The organism is Microbacterium galbinum, assembly GCF_023091225.1.
Taxonomy (GTDB): domain Bacteria; phylum Actinomycetota; class Actinomycetes; order Actinomycetales; family Microbacteriaceae; genus Microbacterium; species Microbacterium galbinum.
The window spans coordinates 1,895,537-1,915,381 of record NZ_JAHWXM010000001.1 but is presented as its reverse complement, the minus strand read 5'-3'; the positions used below and the strand labels follow the sequence as shown (position 1 = coordinate 1,915,381).

Sequence of the window (19,845 nt, the reverse complement as noted above, 5' to 3'; positions counted from 1 at the left end):
CTTGCTCCTCCTTCCGGGGGATCGTTCATCACCGGCCCGCGAATCTCCACGAGACGTGTGCGGCCCTCTACACGGATCCGACTTCTGCGCCGATCGGTTCGGCACGGATTCCGAAAAACCTTCATCTCACGCCTCCTCGCCGGAGAGCGTCACCCTGTACCCATCGGATGCTCCGGTGCGGTGCTGCGGCCGTGTACAACAGCGGCCACATCAAAAAGAAAGAAGAAAACACATGGCCACTGGCACTGTGAAATGGTTCAACGCGGAAAAGGGCTTCGGCTTCATCGCTCCCGATGACGGCACCGACGACCTGTTCGCCCACTACTCGGCGATCACCGGAAGCGGCTTCAAGGAGCTGCGCGAGAACCAGAAGGTCGAATTCGACGCTGAGCGCGGCCCCAAGGGCATGCAGGCTGCGAACATTCGCCCCCTCTGATCCCTCGTGATCGTATGAGGCCGGTCGGCTCCTTCGGGAGCCGGCCGGCTTCTTCGTTTCGGGGGTGAGGCCCTTCGTCTCGCTCCGCTCGCTCAGGAACCGGATCAAGCTCCGCTCGCTCAGGAACCGGCTCGGGGACCACTGGAATACGGGTAACGATGCGGCCACCCGAATTGAGGTTCGCCTTACTTCGGGTTACATTAGGTCAGCCTTACCAAACCGGCGCGACTCTGCGCCTCACCCCTCCTCAACCCGAAGGGATCTGCTGTGCGCACTTCTCGTCTCCTCGCCGTCGGTGCCGCCGCGGCACTCGCGCTGAGCCTCACGGCCTGCGCGACGTCCGCCTCCGAGAGCGGTTCGGATGCCGGCGCCAACCCGGCCTCCGACGACGCCTTCCCCGTGACGATCGAGCACGTCTACGGCGAGACCACGATCGAGTCCAAGCCCGAGCGCGTGGCGACGGTCGCCTGGGCGAACCACGAGGTGCCGCTGGCGCTCGGCATCGTGCCGGTCGGTTTCAGCAAGGCCAGCTGGGGCGACGACGACGACAACGGCATCCTGCCCTGGGTCGAGGAGAAGCTCGACGAGCTCGGCGGCGAAGAGCCGGTGCTCTTCGACGAGGCCGACGGCATCGACTACGAGGCCGTCGCCGACACGAACCCCGACGTCATCCTCGCCTCGTACTCCGGCCTGACGCAGGAGGAGTACGACACCCTCTCCAAGATCGCTCCGGTCGTCGCCTACCCCGAGATCGCCTGGGGCACCCCGGTCGACGAGATGATCGAGATGAACTCGAAGGCCCTCGGCCTCGAGGAGGAGGGTCAGGCCCTCATCGACGACCTCCACGCCGACGCCGATGCGGCGCTCGAGGAGAACAGCGTCCTCAAGGACAAGAAGGTGCTCTTCGCCTTCTTCGACCCGACCGACCTGAGCCAGATCGGCTACTACACGGCCGTCGACACGCGCCCCGGCTACCTGCACGACGACCTCGGTCTGCCGTTCCCCTCGATCGTCGAGGAGTCCGCCGACAGCAAGGAGTTCTACCTGTCGGTGAGCGCCGAGGACGCCGCGAAGTTCGACGACGTCGACGTGATCGCGACCTACGGCGACGAGTCGCTCATCGCGACCCTGCAGGCCGACCCGCTGCTGTCGAAGATCCCGGCCATCGCCGAGGGACGCATCGCGATCCTCCCCGATGCCACCCCGATCGCGGCATCCGCCAACCCGTCGCCGCTGTCGATCCCGTGGGGTCTCAGCGACTACCTCGCCCTGCTGGCCGCGCCGCTCGCTCAGTAATCGATCAGTCCGCTCGCGCGGAGTGACACCTCAGTGACCGCCACCACCACCATCGCACCGGGCGCCGCAGACCTGCGGCGCCCGGTGCTGGTGCGCACGCTCTGGCTTCTCGCCGGAGTCGCACTCCTGCTGGTCCTCAGCATCCTGTCGGTGTCGTTCGGCGTGCGCGCCGTGTCGTTCGACGACATCGTCGCGGCGTTCAGCGGCCACAGCGACACGATCGAGCAGGCCGCGATCGTCAAGCGCATCCCGCGCACGGTGCTCGCTCTGCTCGTCGGCGCCGCGCTCGCTCTCTCGGGTGCCACGATGCAGGCCGTCACCCGCAACCCGATCGCCGACCCCGGCATCCTGGGCGTCTCGAACGGCGCATCGCTCGCCGTCGTCATCGGCATTGCCTTCTTCGGACTGGCCAACCCCTACGGGCAGATGGCCTTCGCGATCGTCGGTGCCGCCGCCGCGGCGACCTTCGTCTACACGGTCGGGTCGCTCGGTCGCGGCGGCGCGACCCCCCTCAAACTCGCCCTGGCGGGCGCCGCCACCTCGGCCGCGTTCGCCTCGCTCATCAGCGCGATCATGCTGCCCCGCGTCGATCTGCTGCAGACGTTCCAGTCGTGGCAGGTCGGTGGCGTCGGCGGCGCCGAGTGGCCCCGCATCGCTCTCACCGCCCCGGTGCTCCTCGTCGGTGCTCTCATCTGCTTCGCCAGCTCGCGTGGCATGAACTCGCTCGCGCTGGGCGACGACATGGCCAAGGGGCTGGGCGAGCACGTCTTCCGCACCCGGATGCTGTCGGCCCTGGGCGCAGTCATCCTCGCCGGTGCCGCTACCGCCATCGCCGGACCGATCGGATTCGTCGGCCTCGTCATCCCCCACGTCTGCCGCATGCTGATCGGCACCGACCACCGCTGGCTGCTGCCGTTCTCGGCGGTCGCCGGCGCCGCGCTGCTGACCGCGAGCGACATCGTCGGCCGTGTGATCTCGCCGTCGTCCGAAGAGATCCAGGTCGGCATCATCACCGCGATCATCGGCGCCCCGTTCTTCATCTGGATCGTCCGCCGTCAGAAGGTGCGTGAGCTGTGACCACGACCGACCGCACGAACTCGTCGGGAAGCACCGGCCCCGCCGGTGCCCCCGAACACACGCTCGACCGCCCGGAGCAGACGGCATCCGCCCGCGTCGCCGCCATCGTCGCCGGGCGCCGTGCGCGCCACCGCCGCCACGCCAGCGCGACGATCGTGCTCGGCATCCTCGTCTTCGCGCTGTTCGCCGTCGCGCTCATGGTCGGCAACACGTTCTACACGCCCGACGAGGTCATCCGCGTGATCCTCGGCGAGACCGTGCCCGGGGCCTCGTTCACGGTCGGCGACCTGCGTCTGCCGCGCGCGGTGCTCGCGATCCTCACCGGTTTCGGGTTCGGCATCGCAGGCGTGAGCTTCCAGACCCTGCTGCGCAACCCGCTCGCCTCGCCCGACATCATCGGCATCTCGGCGGGGGCGGGCGCGGCGGCCGTGTTCGGCATCATCGTGCTGTCGCTCAACGGCCCGGTCGTCTCGGTCTTCGCGCTGGCGGGAGCCGTGCTCACCGCGCTCGTGATCTACCTGCTCTCGATCAAGGGCGGCTTCGCGGGCACCCGGCTCATCCTGATCGGCATCGGCGTCGCCGCCATGCTGCAGAGCCTCATCTCGTACATGCTGTCGCGCGCCGCGAACTGGGACATCCAGACCGCGATGCAGTGGCTCACCGGCAGCCTCAACAACGCCTCGTGGGAGCGGGTGCTGCCGATGGCGATCGCCGCAGCCGTGATCGTTCCGCTGATGCTGTCGCAGGGGCGGGCGCTGGGCGCCCTGCAGCTCGGCGACGACTCGGCATCCGGCCTCGGCATCCGCGTGAACGTCACCCGCCTGCTGTTCATCCTCGGAGCCGTCACCCTGCTCGCCTTCGCGACCGCCGCGACGGGGCCGATCGCCTTCGTCGCGTTCATGGCCGGTCCGATCGCTGCACGCATCACCGGCCCGGGCGCGAACCTGCTGCTGCCCAGCGCCTTCGTCGGCGCCGTGCTCGTGCTCGGCAGCGACCTGATCGCCCAGTTCCTGCTCGGCACCCGCTACCCGGTCGGCGTCGTCACCGGCGTGCTCGGCGCTCCGTATCTGATCTACCTGCTCATCCGCACCAACCGCTCGGGAGGATCGCTGTGACCGTCTCGCACAGCCTGTCGGCCGAAGGGGTCACCCTCTCCTACGGCGACCGCACCATCATCGACGGCCTCGACCTCACGGTCGCGCCCGGCAAGATCACGACGATCGTCGGAGCGAACGGATGCGGCAAGTCGACGCTCCTGCGCTCGCTGGCGCGCCTGCTCTCGCCGGCCGCCGGCCAGATCGTGCTCGACGGAAAATCCGTGCACGCGCGACCCACCAAAGAGGTCGCCCGCATCCTGGGACTGCTGCCGCAGTCGCCGGTCGCCCCCGAGGGGATCGCCGTCGCCGACCTCGTCGGGCGCGGGCGGCATCCGCATCAGAAGACGCTCGCCCGCTGGAGCGCCCACGACTACGAAGTCGTCGCCGATGCGCTCGACGCCACCGGGGTGACCGAGCTCGCCGACCGCAGCGTCGACGAACTGTCGGGCGGACAGCGCCAGCGCGTGTGGATCGCGATGGCACTCGCGCAGGAGACCGACATCCTGCTGCTCGATGAGCCCACCACGTTCCTCGACGTCGCCCACCAGGTCGAGGTGCTCGACCTGCTCACCGACCTCAGCGTCGCCCGCGGCACCACGATCGTGATGGTGCTGCACGACCTGAACCTCGCCGCGCGCTACGCCGACGAGCTCGTGGCGATGAAGGAGGGGCGCGTGCACGCGATCGGCGCCCCGGCCGAGGTCGTCACCGCCGAACTCGTCGAAGAGGTCTTCGGCCTCGCCAATCAGATCACCATCGACCCGGTCTCCGGCAAGCCGATGGTCACACCCATCGGGAGGCACCATGTCCGCTGAGACCACCACCACCGAGAAGCCCGCGTACATCCTCGCCCGTGCCGAGGTGCGCCGGGTCGAGCGCGTCTCGCCCAACTTCGTGCGGGTGACCTTCGGTGGCGCGGACCTCGACGAGTTCGGCACGCCGGGTGGGGTGTTCGACGCCCGCATCAAGCTGATCTTCCCGCCGGCATCCGGCATCCTGCCCCCGCTGGAGCGCGACACCCCCGACTGGTGGGCGTCGTTCCTGGCCGTGCCCGAAGACGAGCGCGGCACCATGCGCACGTACTCGATCCGCGACCTGCGGGTCGATCCGGCCTCGGGCGACACCGAGGTCGACATCGACTTCGTGCTGCACCTCGCGCCCGGCCTCACCGGTCCCGCGTCGCGCTGGGCGAGCGCGGCCGAATCCGGGCAGGAGCTCATCATCATCGGACCGCGTCGCGGCGTGGTCGCGGGCGGCGGCACCGAGTACCGGCCCGGCGATGCGCCCTCGGTCGTGCTGGTGGGCGATGAGACCGCGGCCCCCGCGATCGCGCGCATCCTCGAAGACGCCCCGCGCGACCTGCGCGGCACGGCGTTCATCGAGGTGCCGTCGGCGGCAGACGAGCTCGCGATCGACGCTCCCGCCGGGGTCGAGGTGCACTGGCTGGCGCGCGACGCCGACCAGGCCCACGGGCTCCGGGTCATTCCGGCGGTGCTCGCGCACCTCGGAGACGCGGATGCCTCGGACGAGATCGCGGTGAAGGACATCGAGAGCGACGACCTGCTGTGGGAGACGCCGGCGTACTCGGGGCTCGGCGAGGAGATCGCGGCATCCGACGCCCCCGGCGATCGGTACTTCTGGATCGCCGGGGAGAGCGGTGTGGTCACGACCCTCCGCCGTCACCTCGTCAAGGACCTCGGCATCGACCGCGGCCAGGTGGCGTTCATGGGCTACTGGCGCCGCGGCGTCGCCATGCGCGGCTGAGTTCGCGAGGCCGCCCCACCGATCGATGCAGAAGTCCCGCCACCCGGATGGGCGGCGGGACTTTCGCTGGGCCGGACGGATGCCGTGCGGCGGCGTTACTTCGCGAGGAAGTCCTTCAGCGCCGCGTTGACCTCGTCGGCGTGGGTCCAGAGGAGGCCGTGCGGGGCGCCCTCGACCTCGACGTACTCGGCCGCGGGAACCGCCTGGTGGAAGCGGCGGGCGGTGGCGTCGATCGGGAGGATGTTGTCCTTCGTGCCGTGCAGGATCAGCGTGGGCTTCGCGGCGGCGGCCACGGCCTCGACGTCGGCGCGGAAGTCCTCGATCCACGACGGGACGACGGCGTAGGCGGCGACGGGCGCGCTGCCGATCGCGACGTTCCAGCTGCCGGTGACGGCCTCCTGGCTGATGCGCGATCCGAGGTTCTCGTCGAGGTTGTAGAAGTCGTTGTAGAACTGCGTGAACCAGGCGAAGCGGTCGCCCTTGGCAGCCGCCTCGATGCCGTCGAAGACGTCCTGCGGCACGCCCTCGGGGTTGTCGTCGCGCTGCACGAGGAAGGGCTCGAGCGAGGCGAGGAAGGCGAGCTTCGCGACGCGGTCGGAGCCGTAGCGGCTGACGTAGCGGGCGAGCTCTCCGGTGCCCATCGAGAAGCCGACGAGCACGACGTCGCGCAGGTCGAGGGTCTCGAGCACAGTGTTGAGGTCGGCGGCGAAGGTGTCGTAGTCGTAGCCGACATTGACCTTCGACGATCCGCCGAAGCCGCGGCGGTCGTACGTGATGACGCGGTAGCCCTGGGCGAGGAGTTCGCGGGTCTGGCGCTCCCAGCTGTGGCCGTCGAGCGGGTAGCCGTGGATCAGGACGACGGGCTGACCCGAACCCTGGTCTTCGTAGTAGAGCTCGATCGGGGTGCTGTTCTCGTTCCCGACGGTGATGTAACCCATGATCCTGATCCTTTCGGTTCGGTGAGAACGATCGTTCTCGCCTGATGTGATCAATCTAGAGAACGATCGTTCTCATGTCAAGTAGACTTCTGGCATGACCGAAGACGAGGCACGCGAACGCATCCTCTCCGCCGCCGAGGAGCTCTACTACCGCAAGGGATACGCGGCCGTCGGCATGGACGAGCTGCGTCAGTCCGCCGGCGTGTCGCTGCGCCGCCTCTACGGTCTCTTCCCCGCGAAGAACGACATCGTCGCAGCGGTGCTCGAGCGCAAGCACGGCGAGTGGGAGTCCGGCCTGACGGCCGCCGTGACGGATGCCGGGGGCGACCCCCGCGCCCGCCTGCTCGCCGTCTACGGGTACCTCGAGGACTGGTTCTGCACCGACGACTTCCGCGGCTGCGCGTTCATCAACGCGTTCGGCGAGCTCGGCGGCACGAATCCCGAGGTCGCCGAGATCGTGCGCTCGCACAAGGCGTCGTTCCAGGAGTACATGTCGGGCCTCGTCGCGAGCACGGGCGCCTCGCCCCTCCTCGCCGCGCAGCTGTCGATCCTCGCCGAGGGTGCGCAGAGCACGGCGGCCATCTCGGGCGACGCGGCGGTCGCGGCTCAGGCGCGGGGTGCCGCCGAGGTGCTGATCGACGCGGCGGTTGCGGCCTGACTCCGACCGATTCTCGAAGCGCAGCGCGACCGACCCAATTCGCTAGCCAGGCTAGACAATTGCCAGGCGAGAGTCAAGGCCCCTGCGGCGGCGCCGACCCCTCAGTATCGTCCGGGGCATGGAGTCACAGACGAAGGGCATCGCCCGACAGAGCCTGATCATCGCCGCGGCATCCTTCATGCTCATCGCGGCCGCCGTCGGCGCCGGAGCGTTCGGCGGAGCATCCGTCGACGATCTGCAGGACGGCGCGCTCTCGGCGCAGGGGTCGTACCTCGCGCCCGCCGGCCCCGCGTTCTCGATCTGGTCGCTGATCTACATCGGCCTGCTCGCGTACACGGTGTGGCAGGCGCTGCCCGCGCAACGGGCGGATGCTCGGCAACAGGCCGTCGCCGGATGGATCGCCGCCTCGATGGTGCTGAACGGTCTCTGGTTGGTGACCGCGCGGTTCCTGACGCTGTGGCTCACGGTGATCGTGATCGCGCTGCTGGTGGCGGTGCTCGCCCGGGTGATCGTGCTGCTCGGGCGGTTCCCGGCGAAGAACCTCGCCGACCGCATCCTCACCGACGGCGCCAACGGGCTGCACTTCGGCTGGGTGACGATCGCGACCGTGGCGAACACCGCGGCGTGGTTCACGCAGATCGCCCCGGCGGACTGGGCGGATCAGGCGGATGTCTGGGCCGTCGCCGTGCTCGTGGTGGTGGCGGTCATCGGTGTCGCGGCGGCACTCGTGACCGGCCGCATCGCCCCGGCGCTCGCGACCGCATGGGGCCTCGTCTGGCTCGCCGTCGGACGCTTCACCGACGCCCCGGAGAGCGTGCCGACCGGCATCGCGGCCCTCGTGGTCGCCGTCGTGCTCGTGCTCGCGGGCGTGATCGGGGTCGTGCGGGGGCGGGCGGCTCGCTGAGACATCACTTCGGTATCGTGTGCGCATGGCCACCGAGAAGAAGACATTCACCACGGCGATCGGCGTCGACGTCAAGGGCGAGACGTGGAGTTGCGTCGAGATCCCGGATTCGGCCGAGTTCTTCGGCACGGGGAAGACCGTCAGGGTCGATGCCGTGGTCGACGACCTCATCCTGGAGAACGTCGGTGCGATGGTCACGGGAACCGGCGGTCACATGGTCTCGCTGAGCGCGAAGGTTCGCAAGGCACTCGGCAAGGACATCGGCGACGAGGTTCAGGTGACCGTCACCCCGCGATAACGCGGCTCAGACGACGAGGCGGTAGCCCATCCCCGACTCGGTGAGCAGGTGCACGGGCGCACTGGGCTCCTGCTCGAGCTTCTTGCGCAGCTGCGACATGTACAGCCGTAGGTAGCCGGAGTCGGAGACCTGCTCGCTGCCCCAGATCTCCTTCAGCAGGTCCTGGCGGGTGACGAGGGCTCCCGGATGCCGAGACAGATGCTCGAGCATCCGCCACTCCGTCGGGGTGAGGTGCACGCGCGATCCGCCGCGCGTGACGGTCTTGGTCGCGAGGTCGACGACAACATCGCCGAACGTCACGGTCGACTCGCCGCCGGCCGGAACCGCGCGCCGCGACAGCGCCCGCAGGCGGGCGAGGAGCTCGTCGACCTGGAACGGCTTGGTGACGAAGTCGTCGGCTCCGGCATCCAGCGCCTCGACCTTGTCGGCGGAGCCCGTGCGTCCCGAGACGACGATGATGGGCACGTTCGTCCAGCCGCGCAGGGCCTGGATCACCTCGATGCCGTCGAGTCGCGGCATGCCGAGGTCGAGCATGATGAGGTCGGGGTGGGTCTGGGCGGCGGCGGCGACCGCGGCGGCACCGTCGGCCGCGACGACCACCTCGTATCCGTGTGCGGCGAGCGTAATGCGCAGCGCCCGCACCATCTGCGGATCGTCGTCGGCGATGAGGAGCTTCACTCCGTGTCCTCCGTGTCGGCGCCGGCCAGCGGCAGTGAGATGACCATCGTGAGGCCGCCCCCGGGGGTGTCCTCGGGAGTCAGGCTACCGCCCATGCCCTCGGTGAAACCGCGCGACAGGGCGAGTCCGAGACCCAGGCCGGTCGTGTTGTCGGTGTCGCCGAAGCGCTGGAACGGCTGGAAGATGCTGTCGCGCCGCTCCACCGGCACGCCCTCGCCGCGGTCGATGATGCGGATCTCGGCCCGCTCTCCCAGGGCGCTCGTCGACACGAGCACGCGGGTTCCGGCGGGGGAGTGGCGGTGCGCGTTCGCGAGCACGTTCACGATCACGCGCTGCAGCAGCACCGGGTCGGCCCGCAGGGCGGGGAGGGCTGGATCCAGGGCGAGCTCGACGTCGGCCGGCCCGAGACCGAGTTCGTCGACGGCGGCGAGGATGGGGCCGGTGGCATCGAGGCGCGTCGACGAGACTGCGAGCACGCCCGCTTCGACCCGGCTGACGTCGAGCAGGTCGGTGACGAGGGTCGAGAGGGTCGCGAGACTCTCGTCGGCCGTGGCGAGCAGCTCGGCGCGGTCGTCGGGGGAGAGGTCGTGGGCTCCGCGCAGTCCGCCGATCGCCGCGACCGCCGAGGCGAGTGGGCGGCGCAGATCGTGGCTGAGCGCCGAGAGCAGGGCGCTGCGCACCTGGTCGGTCTCGGCCAGTGCGGCGGCCTCCTTCGCCGTCTCGCGCAGCCCGGTGTGCTCGATCGCGGCCGAGAGCTGCGCCACGATCGCGTCGAGCAGGCGCCGGGCCGGGGCGTCCAGCGCATCGCCGCTGAGTTCGAGCACGGCGTGCGACGCGCCGACCTCGACCGTCGTGGTGCGACCGTCGGCGAGCGGCTCGCCGTCGCTGGCCAGCACCTCGCCCTCGGCCGTGAGCAGTCGCACGCCGCTCAGCCCGAACGCCTCGCGCGTGCGGCTGACGAGCGCCAGCACGGCGTTGTCCCCGCGCAGCACGTTGCCGGCGACGGCCGCGAGCAGTTCGGCCTCGGCGGTCGCTCGTTTCGCGGTGCGGGCACGGCGCGCGGCCTGGTCGACGATGATGCTCACGAGGATCGCGATCACGACGTAGAGCGCGAGGGCGAGCACGTGCAGGGGGTGCGCGACGGTGATCGTGAACAGCGGCGCGACGAAGAGGAAGTCGAGGGTGATGCCCGACAGCACGGCCGCGAACACGGCGGGACGGATGCCGCCGATCAGGGCCACCACGACCACGAGCAGTTGATAAGCGAGCACCTCGGAGGTGATCGACTCGGGGCTGCGGAATGCGAACATGATCCACGACAGCAGCGGCCCGAAGGCGAGCGCGACCGCGAAGCCGAGCAGTTGCCGTCGCCAGCCGAGTGCCCCGCCGGTGATCCGGGGGAGGGCGATGCGTCCACCGGCGGCGGCGTGCGTGACGATGTGCACGTCGATGTCGCCCGAGCGGCGGATGACCTCGGAGCCGATGCCCGGTCCGGTCAGTGCCGCCATCAACCGCCCGCGCCGGCTCACGCCGATGACGAGCTGCGTGGCATCCGCTCCCTGCGCGAATTCGACGAGGGCGCCGGGGATGTCGTCGCCGATGATCTGGTGGAAGCTGCCGCCGAGCGACTCGACCAGCGCGCGCTGCGCCGCGAGTGCGCCGGGGGTCTCGTCGCGCAGGCCGTCCTGCGTGGAGATGTGCACCGCGAGCAGTTCGCCGCCCGCCGAACGTGCGGCGATGCGGGCACCGCGACGCAGCAGGGTCTCGCCCTCCGGGCCCCCGGTCAACGCCACGACCACGCGCTCGCGGGCCTGCCAGGTGCCCTCGATGCCCTGCTCGGCGCGGTAGCTGCGCAGGGCGCTGTCGACCTCGTCGGCGAGCCACAGCAGGGCCAGTTCGCGCAGCGCCGTGAGGTTGCCCAGCCGGAAGTAGTTCGAGAGAGCGGCGTCGATGCGCTCGGCCGGGTACACCAGACCCGCCGAGAGGCGGTCGCGGAGGGTCTGCGGGGCCAGGTCGACGACCTCGATCTCGTCCGCGGCCCGCACCACGGCATCCGGGATCGTCTCCTGCTGCGCGATGCCGGTGATCTTCTCGACCACGGCGTTGAGCGACTCGATGTGCTGCACGTTCACGGTCGTGACGACGTCGATCCCGGCATCCCGGATCGCCTCGACGTCCTGCCAGCGTTTCGGGTGCCGCGAACCCGGAACGTTCGTGTGCGCGAGCTCGTCGACCAGGGCGATCTCGGGCCGGCGGGCGATCACGGCGTCGACGTCGAGCTCGGTGAGGGCGATGCCCCGGTGCTCGGTGGTGCGCCGCGGCACCTCGGGCAGACCGATCGTCTGGGCGAGCGTCGCGGCACGGCCGTGGGTCTCGACGACCGCGATCACGACATCGCGGCCGTCGTCGAGCAGGCGTCGCCCTTCGGCGAGCATCTCGAAGGTCTTGCCGACGCCGGGGGCCGCGCCGAGGAGAACGCGGAGACGGCCCCGCCGCTCTCGTGTCATTCGCCCTCCCGCTCATCGAGCGCGAGATTGAGTTCGGCGACGTTGATGCGCTCTTCGCCGAGGAATCCCAGATCCCGCCCTTGAATCCTAGACTCCACGAGCGCGCGCACCGCGCCGTCGGAGAGACCTCGGGCCTCCGCCACCCGCGGCACCTGCAGCAGGGCGTACGCGACGCTGATGTGCGGGTCGAGTCCCGAGCCGGATGCCGTCACCGCGTCGGCCGGCACCTCGGCGGGGCTCACGCCCTCGCGCTCGGCGATGGTGGCTGTGCGCTCCTCGATCGCGGCGATCAGGTCGGCGTTCTCCGGGCCGAGGTTGCTGCCGCTGGAGGCCGCGCCGTCGTAGCCGTCGCCGGCGGCCGAAGGGCGGGACTGGAAGTACTCGGGAAGCGCGTCGCCGTCGGCCGTGCCTGTGCTGAGCTCCGTCGAAGCAAAGGACTGGCCGATCAGCGCGCTGCCCCTGTCGTCGGCGAGGGGTGAGCCGTTCGCCTGCGCGGGCAGGATCAGCTGGCCGATGCCGGTGACGACGAGCGTGTAACCGACGCCGAGCACGAGGGTGAGGACGAGCATCGCGCGGACGGCGACGCCCGCGGTGCGGACGGTGGTGCGGGTGGACGACATGAGGGGGCCTTTCAGAAGCCGGGGAGGAGGCTGACGACGAGGTCGATCAGCTTGATGCCGATGAACGGGGCGATCACGCCGCCGAGTCCGTAGACGAGCAGGTTGCGCTGCAGGATCTGCGAGGCGCTCGCCGGGCGGTACTTCACGCCGCGCAGCGCCAGCGGGATGAGGAACACGATCACGATCGCGTTGAAGATGATCGCGCTGGTCACGGCGGATGCCGGGGAGTGCAGTTGCATGACGTTGAGCACCGCGAGGCCGGGGAAGACGCCCATGAACATCGCCGGGATGATGGCGAAGTACTTGGCGATGTCGTTCGCGAGCGAGAACGTGGTGAGGGCGCCGCGCGTGATGAGCAGTTGCTTGCCGATGCGCACGATGTCGATGAGCTTGGTCGGGTCGGAGTCGAGGTCGACCATGTTGCCGGCCTCCTTCGCCGCCGACGTACCGGTGTTCATCGCCACGCCGACGTCGGCCTGCGCGAGCGCCGGAGCGTCGTTCGTGCCGTCGCCGGTCATCGCGACGAGACGACCGCCCTCCTGCTCGCGCCGGATGAGGGCGAGCTTGTCTTCGGGGGTCGCCTCGGCGAGGAAGTCGTCGACCCCGGCCTCGGCGGCGATCGCCTTCGCGGTGAGCGGGTTGTCGCCCGTGATCATGACGGTGCGGATGCCCATGCTGCGCAGCTCGTCGAACCGCTCGCGGAGGCCGTCCTTGACGATGTCCTTCAGGTGCACGACGCCGAGGATCTCCTCCTTGCCGGTCCCGGAGCCTGCCGAAGGGCCCTTCACCGCGACGACGAGGGGCGTTCCGCCGCTGGAGGCGACGGCATCCGTGCGGCTCATCAGCTCGGCATCCGTCTGGGCGGAGCCCTCGGAGAGCCACGCCCGCACCGCGGAGCTGGCGCCCTTGCGGATCTGCGTGCCGTCGGCGAGGTCGAGGCCGCTCATGCGCGTCTGCGCCGTGAACGGCACGACGACGGCATCCGTCTGCTCGTCGATGCGGATGCCGCGGCTCGCCGCCAGATCGACGATCGACGCGCCCTCGGGCGTGGGGTCGGCGAGCGAGGCGAGAGCGGCGACGCGCAGCAGCTCGTCGGCGTCGACGCCGGGCAGCGGCAGCACCTCGTGGGCGCGGCGGTTGCCGTAGGTGATCGTTCCGGTCTTGTCGAGGAGGAGCGTGGTGACGTCTCCGGCGGCTTCGACCGCGCGGCCCGACATCGCGAGCACGTTGCGCTGCACGAGGCGGTCCATTCCGGCGATGCCGATGGCCGAGAGCAGCGCGCCGATCGTCGTCGGGATGAGGCACACGAGCAGGGCGATGAGCACCGGGATGCTGACCGGCGACGCCGCGTACGACGCGATCGGGTTGAGGGCGAGCACGACGATCACGAACACGATCGACAGGCTCGCGAGCAGGATGTTCAGCGCGATCTCGTTGGGAGTGCGCTGACGGCTCGCACCCTCGACGAGTGCGATCATGCGGTCGACGAACGTTTCGCCCGGCTGGGAGGTGATGCGCACGACGATCCGGTCGGACAGCACGCGCGTACCGCCGGTGACGGCGCTGCGATCGCCGCCCGACTCGCGGATCACCGGGGCGCTCTCGCCCGTGATCGCCGACTCGTCGACGGTCGCGATGCCCGCGACGATGTCGCCGTCGCCCGGGATGAGCTCGCCCGCCTCGACGATCACGAGGTCGTCGCGCTGCAGTTCGGCCGACGAGACCTCGACGGTCTCGGTGCGGGCGGCGAGAGCATCCGTCGCGGCGTCGTATCCGACCACCCGTCGCGCCATGGTGCTCGTGCGGGTCTTGCGCAGGCTCGCGGCCTGAGCCTTGCCGCGGCCCTCGGCGACCGACTCGGCGACGTTCGCGAAGAGCACGGTGAGCCACAGCCACACGGCGATCCCGGCGGTGAACGGCGCGGGCACGGGGGTGCCGCCCGACTCTCCGGGGCCGCCGAGGAACGGCTCGGCGATCGCGAGCACGGTCGTGAACGCGGCGCCGACCCAGACGATCAGCATCACGGGGTTGCGCACGAGGGCGGCGGGATTCAGCTTGCGCAGCGCACCGGGCAGGGCGGCGGCGAGCTGCGGCCAGCCGAACGTGCGCGGCGCCTTCTCGGTGGACGGCGCGGATGCCGCGGCATCCGCTTCTCGAGTGGTGATGAGTGTCATGGTCAGACGAGTCCTTCGGCGAGCGGGCCCAGGGTGAGCACCGGGAAGTAGGTGAGCGCGGTGACGATGACCGTCACGGCGAGGAGCAGGCCGACGAACTGCGGCCGGTGGGTGGGCAGGGTGCCGACGGTCTCGGGCACCTTCTCCTGCGCGGCGAAGGAACCTGCCAGGGCGAGCACGAGAACGATCGGCAGGAAGCGCCCGAGCAGCATCGCCACGCCGAGCGCGGTGTTGAACCACGGGGTGTTGGCGGTGAGACCGGCGAACGCCGAGCCGTTGTTGTTCGCCGCCGACGTGAACGCGTAGAGCACCTCGCTCATGCCGTGCACACCGGGGTTCAGGATGCTGGTGGCCTCGACGTCCGCCCGGATGCCGGGGATCGCGAAGCTCAGCGCCGTACCGAGGAGCACGAGGGTCGGTGTGACGAGGATGTACAGGCTCGCGAGCTTGATCTCCTTCGGGCCGATGCGCTTGCCGAGGTACTCGGGCGTGCGGCCCACGAGCAGCCCGCCGACGAAGACGGCGAGGATCGCGAGGACGAGCATTCCGTAGAGACCCGATCCGACGCCACCGGGGGCGACCTCTCCGAGCATCATGTTGAGCATCGGCATCATGCCGCCGAGCGCCGTGTACGAGTCGTGCATCGAGTTGACCGCACCGGTGGAGGTGAGGGTGCTCGCGCTGCCGAACAGGGTCGAGCCCAGGATGCCGAAGCGCACCTCCTTGCCCTCCATCGCGGCTCCGGCGAGCTCGGGGGCGGTGCCGCGGCCGGCGAGTTCGAGAGCCGAGAGCGCGAACGTCGAGACGAGGAAGATCGTGCCCATCACGGCGGCGATCGCGTAGCCCTGGCGGTGGTCGCCCACCATGCGGCCGAACGTGCGGGGGAGCGCGAACGGGATCGCGAGGATCAGCAGGATCTGCAGCAGGTTGGTGAACCCGGTGGGGTTCTCGAAGGGGTGCGCGGAGTTGGCGTTGAAGAAGCCGCCGCCGTTCGTGCCGAGCAGCTTGATGGCCTCCTGCGAGGCGACGGGTCCGCCCGGAATCGTCTGCGGGTTCCCCGCGACCGTGGTGATGTCGGTGAAGCCGGCGAAGTTCTGCACGACACCGCCCGCGAGCAGGGCGAGCGCCGCGAGGATCGAGATCGGCAGCAGCAGGCGTCCGAGTCCGCGGATGAGGTCGACCCAGAAGTTGCCGATCGTGGTCGAGCCGCGGCGGGCGATGCCGCGGATCAGCGCGACCGCGACCGCGAGGCCCACCGCCGCCGACACGAAGTTCTGCACCGTGAGACCTGCGAGCTGCACGGTGTAGCCCATGGTCTGCTCGGGCGAGTACGACTGCCAGTTGGTGTTGGCCACGAACGACGCCGCGGTGTTGAACGCCAGGCCCTCGGGCACGGCGGGCAGGCCGAGCGACTCGGGCAGGAACGCCTGCAGCCGCTGCAGTCCGTAGACGAGCAGCAGACCCACGACCGAGAACGCCAGCACACTGCGGGCGTAGGCCCGCCAGGTCTGCTCGGATGCCGGGTCGACGCCGATCACGCGGTACACGCCGCGCTCGACGCGGGCGTCGCGCGGGCTCGTGAAGACGTGCGCGATGTAGTCGCCGAGCGGGCGGTAGAGCAGCACGAGGGCGACGATGAGGACGGCGGCCTGCAGCACGCCGAACCAGATCTCGGCGCCCATCAGATGCGCTCCGCCGCGACGAGGGCGATCACGAGGTAGACGACGGCCGCGGCGGCGAGGGCCGCGGCGATGATCTCGAAGACGATCACAGCTTCTCCACCCCCTTCGCGGCGAACGAGACGAGGGCGAACAGCGCGAGAGTCAGCGCGAGGTAGAGGATGTCGAGCACGTCACCGATACAACTCCGCGGGCGCCGGGCATTCGACGATCCTCACGGTTCCCGTACGGTGCTCGCGCCGATGCATGCGCCTTGCTCACGGCATCCGCTCCTCCGGGGCTCGGGAGATCTATGCTCACGAGGTGGGAGACAAGACGCGGCGACTCGGGGCCGGAACGTGGATCGTCGGCGGGCTCGTCGCGGTCGCGGTCGTGTGCGTCCTCACCGGCATCCTGCCGGGGGCGGATGCCGGGGCGCTCGGCGAGAGGATCGCGCCCGTTCTCGGGTTCGTGGTCGCGATCACGATCGTCGCCGAGCTCGCCCGCGACGCCGCCGTGTTCGACGTGGTCGCCCAGCGCCTCGCCCGCTGGGGTCGCGGCCGGGTTCTGTTGCTCTGGGGGCTCGTGATCGCGCTCGCCGTGGTGAGCACGGTGTTCCTCTCGCTCGACACGACCGCCGTGATCGTCACGCCCGTGGTGGTGGTGCTGGCGCAGAGCATCGGGGTGCCGCCGATCCCCTTCGCGCTGGCGACCGTGTGGCTCGCGAACACTGCATCGCTGGCTCTGCCGGTGTCGAACCTCACCAACCTGCTCGCGGCGTCGCAGATGGGCGGTCCGGGGGCGTTCTTCGCGCTGAGCTGGGCGCCCACCCTCGTCGGCATCCTGATCCCGGTGGCGATCCTCACCCTCGTGCATCGGCGCACTCTGTTCTCGGCCTACGAGGTGCCGCCGCCGCGCCGCTCGGCCGATCCCGTGCTCTTCTGGTCGGCCACCGGCATCCTGGTCGTGCTCATGCCGCTGCTCGCCCTCACGCACGACGTGTGGATCCCGGCATCCGTCGCCGCCCTCGCGCTGATCGTGCTGTTCGCCGTGCGTCGGCGCCGTGCGCTGCGGCTCGGTCTCGTACCCTGGCAGGCGCTCGCGCTCGCGGGGGCCCTGTTCGTGATCGTCGAGACGCTCCACGCCCGCGGCATCCTGGACTTCCTGACGACCCCGATCGCCGGCGACGGTCCTGGCGACCTCTTCCGTCTCGCCGCTCTCGGCGCGGTCAGCGCCAACGCGATCAACAACCTGCCGGCCTATCTCGTGCTCGAGCCCGCGGCCGGCGACCCCGTCGCGCTCATGGCACTGCTGATCGGAGTGAACCTCGGTCCGCTCATCACGCCGTGGGCATCGCTCGCGACCCTGCTGTGGCACCACCGGATCACCGCTCTCGGCGTCGAGATCCGCTGGGGCCGGTTCATGATGTGGGGTGCGATCGCGGCGATCCCGACCGTCGCGGTGGCGGTACTGGCGCTGCTGCTGGTGGCGTGAGTCGCACGTCGATGGGCGGAGAACTCCCTGTCAGGCGGATGTTCTCGTCCGATTCTTCCGCCCAACGGCGAGAACTCCGCCCAACGCCGAGAGCTCCGCCTCCGAAGAGACGCGACCTACTCCTGCGGCGGACCCTCCGGCCGGTGGGCACGGCGACCCGAGACGACCACCGGGGCGACGGGGCGACCGGCTCGCTCCTGCCCGGGCAGCGGGCGGGAGCGACGGCCGTAGATGAGCTCCGACGAGTCGAGCAGCCACGGCACGAGCGTGATCGAGACGCCGTGCACCAGCATGAGCTGGTTCGCGAGACGGCGGGCGCGGCGGTTGTGCAGGAACGATTCCCACCAGTGCCCGACGATGTACTGCGGCAGGTAGACGGTCACCACCGACGAGCCGTGCTTCTCGCGGTACTGCGTGATGAACTGCGTGACCGGCTGCGCGAACGACCGGTACGGCGACTCGACGATCACCAGCGGGATCGGCACGAGGTGGTCCTTCCAGTCCTTCTGCACGGCGGCGGCGGCATCCGCCGAGACGGCCACGTGCACGGCCAGGGTCTTGTCGTGCTTCGCGGCGATCGCGTAGTCGATGGCCTTCATGACCGGCTTCTGCAGGTGGTTGACGAGCACGATGGCGACGTCGCCGGATGCCCCGAACCGCGTCGTGTCGTCGATCGCGATCTCGTGGTCGACGTCGCGGTAGTACCGCTTCACGCCGAGCATGAGGAACGCGAGGATCGGGATGGCGAAGAACACCAGGTACGCGCCGTGCGTGAACTTCGTGATCGTGACGATGAGGAGCACCAGCACGGTGAGCGTCGCGCCGGCGGAGTTGATGACCAGGCCCACGCGGGCGGATCGGCGATCGGATGCCGCGGCCCCGTCGTGAGAGGCCGCGCCGTGCCCGCGCAGCACGCGCCGCCAGTGCCGCACCATGCCGATCTGGCCGAGCGAGAACGACACGAACACGCCGATGATGTACAGCTGGATCAGCGTCGTCAGCTTCGCCTGGAACACCACGAGCACGACGATCGCGGCGATGCCCAGCAGAATCATGCCGTTCGAGAACACCAGGCGGTCGCCGCGGGTGTTGAGCGACTTCGGGGCGTAGCCGTCGCGGGCGAGCACGGCGCCCAGCAGCGGGAATCCGTTGAACGCGGTGTTGGCCGCGAGCAGCAGCACGCACGCGGTGGCGGCCTGCACGACGAAGAACAGGATGCTCCCACCGCCGAACGTCGCGGAAGCGATCTGCGCCATGAGGCTGGGTTGCGGGTTCGTGCAGTCGAAGCCGATGAGATCGCAGGGGTTCTCGGCGTAGTGCACGCCGGTGATGAGCGCGAGGGCGGTGAGGCCCGAGAACAGGCAGATCGCGATCGTGCCCATGAGCACCAGGGTGGACTGCGCGTTGCGCACCTTCGGCGCGCGGAAGGCGGGCACCCCGTTCGACACGGCCTCGACGCCGGTGAGGGCGGAGCATCCGCTCGAGAAGGCGCGCAGGATCAGCAGGATCACCGCGGCCTGGCTGAGGTTCTCGGCCTGCACCGAGAAGTCGGCACTGGAGGCGACCGGCGCATCGCCGAGGAACGTGCGCACCAGTCCGGTCACGATCATCAACCCGACCGAGCCGATGAAGACGTAGGTGGGGATCGCGAAGACGAGGGATGCCTCGCGCACCCCGCGCAGGTTCACGATGATGATGAGGATCACGAACCCGACCGCCAGCTCCACGCGGAACGGGTCGAGGCCGGGCAGCGCCGAGATGATGTTGTCGACACCGGACGCGACCGACACCGCGACCGTCAGCACGTAATCGACGAGCAGGGCGGCCGCCACGATCACGCCGGGGATCTCGCCCAGGTTCTTCGAGGCGACCTCGTAGTCGCCGCCGCCCGAGGGATACGCCTTGATGAGCTGGCGGTAACTGAGCACGACCACGATCAGCAGCACCACGACCGCCACCGCGACGAGCGGGGTGAAGGAGAGGAACGTGAGCCCGCCGATCAGCAGGATCATCACGAGTTCCTGCGGGGCGTAGGCGACCGAGCTGAGGGCATCCGACGCGAAGATCGGCAGGGCCATGCGCTTCGGCAGCAACTGGTCGTCGACCTGGGCGCTCGTCAGGGGTTCGCCGATGAGGATGCGCTTGACCGCCGGCGCATCGCCGCCCTCTCTGAATTCTTCCGACACGTCCGGCGACACTACTCCTGCCGAACGGCATCCTGACGGCATCCTCACGGAATCCCTACG

Annotated in this window: 18 protein-coding genes; 10 read left to right on the top strand and 8 right to left on the bottom strand. The window is 69.9% G+C overall.

The genetic code is table 11. The features are described 5' to 3' along the window. Positions 1-232 precede the first annotated feature (232 nt). From KZC52_RS09145 to KZC52_RS09120, 6 genes are all read left to right on the top strand, one after another. On the top strand, positions 233-436 hold the full coding sequence (locus tag KZC52_RS09145; protein WP_247623732.1) for a cold-shock protein: 204 nt from the start codon (positions 233-235) through the stop codon (positions 434-436). A 267-nt stretch (positions 437-703) separates the two neighbouring features. Then, positions 704-1,732: an iron-siderophore ABC transporter substrate-binding protein gene (locus KZC52_RS09140; protein ID WP_247623731.1), complete on the top strand. Its 1,029-nt coding sequence runs from the start codon at positions 704-706 to the stop codon at positions 1,730-1,732. Positions 1,733-1,765: 33 nt separating this feature from the next. Continuing rightward, a complete protein-coding gene (locus tag KZC52_RS09135; protein ID WP_247623730.1) occupies positions 1,766-2,809 on the top strand; it encodes a FecCD family ABC transporter permease in 1,044 nt (347 codons plus the stop codon). Further along, the gene (locus tag KZC52_RS09130; protein WP_247623729.1) at positions 2,806-3,924 is read left to right on the top strand and encodes a FecCD family ABC transporter permease; all 1,119 of its coding nucleotides are present in this window, start codon (positions 2,806-2,808) and stop codon (positions 3,922-3,924) included. The genes KZC52_RS09135 and KZC52_RS09130 overlap by 4 nt, the downstream gene beginning before the upstream one ends. After that, positions 3,921-4,721 (top strand): ABC transporter ATP-binding protein, encoded by an 801-nt coding sequence (locus tag KZC52_RS09125; protein ID WP_247623728.1) that lies wholly within the window; start codon positions 3,921-3,923, stop codon positions 4,719-4,721. Before KZC52_RS09130 ends, KZC52_RS09125 begins: the two co-directional genes overlap by 4 nt. Continuing rightward, positions 4,711-5,670, top strand: a complete 960-nt coding sequence (locus KZC52_RS09120; protein WP_247623727.1) for a siderophore-interacting protein — start codon at positions 4,711-4,713, stop codon at positions 5,668-5,670. The genes KZC52_RS09125 and KZC52_RS09120 overlap by 11 nt, the downstream gene beginning before the upstream one ends. Before the next feature lie 95 nt (positions 5,671-5,765). Here KZC52_RS09120 and KZC52_RS09115 read toward each other — a convergent pair whose 3' ends face one another. Then, positions 5,766-6,608 (bottom strand): alpha/beta fold hydrolase, encoded by an 843-nt coding sequence (locus KZC52_RS09115; protein ID WP_247623726.1) that lies wholly within the window; start codon positions 6,606-6,608, stop codon positions 5,766-5,768. Between the two features lie 94 nt (positions 6,609-6,702). Between KZC52_RS09115 and KZC52_RS09110 the strand changes: the two genes are divergently transcribed. From KZC52_RS09110 to KZC52_RS09100, 3 genes are all read left to right on the top strand, one after another. Next, positions 6,703-7,266: a TetR/AcrR family transcriptional regulator gene (locus KZC52_RS09110; RefSeq protein WP_247623725.1), complete on the top strand. Its 564-nt coding sequence runs from the start codon at positions 6,703-6,705 to the stop codon at positions 7,264-7,266. A gap of 118 nt (positions 7,267-7,384) precedes the next feature. Next, the gene (locus KZC52_RS09105) at positions 7,385-8,170 is read left to right on the top strand and encodes a TspO-related membrane protein (RefSeq protein ID WP_247623724.1); all 786 of its coding nucleotides are present in this window, start codon (positions 7,385-7,387) and stop codon (positions 8,168-8,170) included. A 25-nt stretch (positions 8,171-8,195) separates the two neighbouring features. Next, the gene (locus tag KZC52_RS09100) at positions 8,196-8,468 is read left to right on the top strand and encodes a DUF1905 domain-containing protein (RefSeq protein ID WP_247623723.1); all 273 of its coding nucleotides are present in this window, start codon (positions 8,196-8,198) and stop codon (positions 8,466-8,468) included. Between the two features lie 6 nt (positions 8,469-8,474). Here KZC52_RS09100 and KZC52_RS09095 read toward each other — a convergent pair whose 3' ends face one another. From KZC52_RS09095 to KZC52_RS09070, 6 genes are read right to left on the bottom strand one after another with little or no spacing between them, the layout of a single operon-like run. Further along, positions 8,475-9,146: a response regulator gene (locus tag KZC52_RS09095; RefSeq protein ID WP_308194251.1), complete on the bottom strand. Its 672-nt coding sequence runs from the start codon at positions 9,144-9,146 to the stop codon at positions 8,475-8,477. Further along, on the bottom strand, positions 9,143-11,653 hold the full coding sequence (locus tag KZC52_RS09090) for an ATP-binding protein (RefSeq protein WP_247623722.1): 2,511 nt from the start codon (positions 11,651-11,653) through the stop codon (positions 9,143-9,145). The genes KZC52_RS09095 and KZC52_RS09090 overlap by 4 nt, the downstream gene beginning before the upstream one ends. Further along, a complete protein-coding gene (gene kdpC, locus KZC52_RS09085; protein WP_247623721.1) occupies positions 11,650-12,273 on the bottom strand; it encodes a potassium-transporting ATPase subunit KdpC in 624 nt (207 codons plus the stop codon). Before kdpC ends, KZC52_RS09090 begins: the two co-directional genes overlap by 4 nt. 11 nt (positions 12,274-12,284) lie before the next feature. Further along, positions 12,285-14,447 (bottom strand): potassium-transporting ATPase subunit KdpB, encoded by a 2,163-nt coding sequence (gene kdpB, locus KZC52_RS09080; protein ID WP_247623720.1) that lies wholly within the window; start codon positions 14,445-14,447, stop codon positions 12,285-12,287. A gap of 2 nt (positions 14,448-14,449) precedes the next feature. Next, positions 14,450-16,129, bottom strand: a complete 1,680-nt coding sequence (gene kdpA, locus KZC52_RS09075; protein ID WP_247623719.1) for a potassium-transporting ATPase subunit KdpA — start codon at positions 16,127-16,129, stop codon at positions 14,450-14,452. Then, positions 16,129-16,218: a potassium-transporting ATPase subunit F gene (locus KZC52_RS09070; protein WP_247623718.1), complete on the bottom strand. Its 90-nt coding sequence runs from the start codon at positions 16,216-16,218 to the stop codon at positions 16,129-16,131. The genes kdpA and KZC52_RS09070 overlap by 1 nt, the downstream gene beginning before the upstream one ends. Before the next feature lie 211 nt (positions 16,219-16,429). On the opposite strand from KZC52_RS09070, the gene KZC52_RS09065 reads away from it, so the two are divergent. Next, on the top strand, positions 16,430-17,599 hold the full coding sequence (locus tag KZC52_RS09065) for an SLC13 family permease (RefSeq protein ID WP_247623717.1): 1,170 nt from the start codon (positions 16,430-16,432) through the stop codon (positions 17,597-17,599). A 116-nt stretch (positions 17,600-17,715) separates the two neighbouring features. On the opposite strand, the gene KZC52_RS09060 is transcribed toward KZC52_RS09065, so the two are convergent. Beyond that, a complete protein-coding gene (locus tag KZC52_RS09060) occupies positions 17,716-19,797 on the bottom strand; it encodes an APC family permease (protein ID WP_247623716.1) in 2,082 nt (693 codons plus the stop codon). Positions 19,798-19,845 lie beyond the last annotated feature (48 nt).

What these genes read in the sequence shown, in the direction of transcription:
- KZC52_RS09145 (WP_247623732.1), top strand. Translation starts at nt 233, where the DNA reads ATGGCCACTGGCACTGTGAAATGGTTCAACGCGGAAAAGGGCTTCGGC.
- kdpC (WP_247623721.1), bottom strand. Translation starts at nt 12,273, where the DNA reads ATGTCGTCCACCCGCACCACCGTCCGCACCGCGGGCGTCGCCGTCCGC.
- KZC52_RS09110 (WP_247623725.1), top strand. Translation starts at nt 6,703, where the DNA reads ATGACCGAAGACGAGGCACGCGAACGCATCCTCTCCGCCGCCGAGGAG.
- kdpB (WP_247623720.1), bottom strand. Translation starts at nt 14,447, where the DNA reads ATGACACTCATCACCACTCGAGAAGCGGATGCCGCGGCATCCGCGCCG.
- KZC52_RS09090 (WP_247623722.1), bottom strand. Translation starts at nt 11,653, where the DNA reads ATGACACGAGAGCGGCGGGGCCGTCTCCGCGTTCTCCTCGGCGCGGCC.
- KZC52_RS09120 (WP_247623727.1), top strand. Translation starts at nt 4,711, where the DNA reads ATGTCCGCTGAGACCACCACCACCGAGAAGCCCGCGTACATCCTCGCC.
- KZC52_RS09115 (WP_247623726.1), bottom strand. Translation starts at nt 6,608, where the DNA reads ATGGGTTACATCACCGTCGGGAACGAGAACAGCACCCCGATCGAGCTC.
- KZC52_RS09100 (WP_247623723.1), top strand. Translation starts at nt 8,196, where the DNA reads ATGGCCACCGAGAAGAAGACATTCACCACGGCGATCGGCGTCGACGTC.
- KZC52_RS09105 (WP_247623724.1), top strand. Translation starts at nt 7,385, where the DNA reads ATGGAGTCACAGACGAAGGGCATCGCCCGACAGAGCCTGATCATCGCC.
- kdpA (WP_247623719.1), bottom strand. Translation starts at nt 16,129, where the DNA reads ATGGGCGCCGAGATCTGGTTCGGCGTGCTGCAGGCCGCCGTCCTCATC.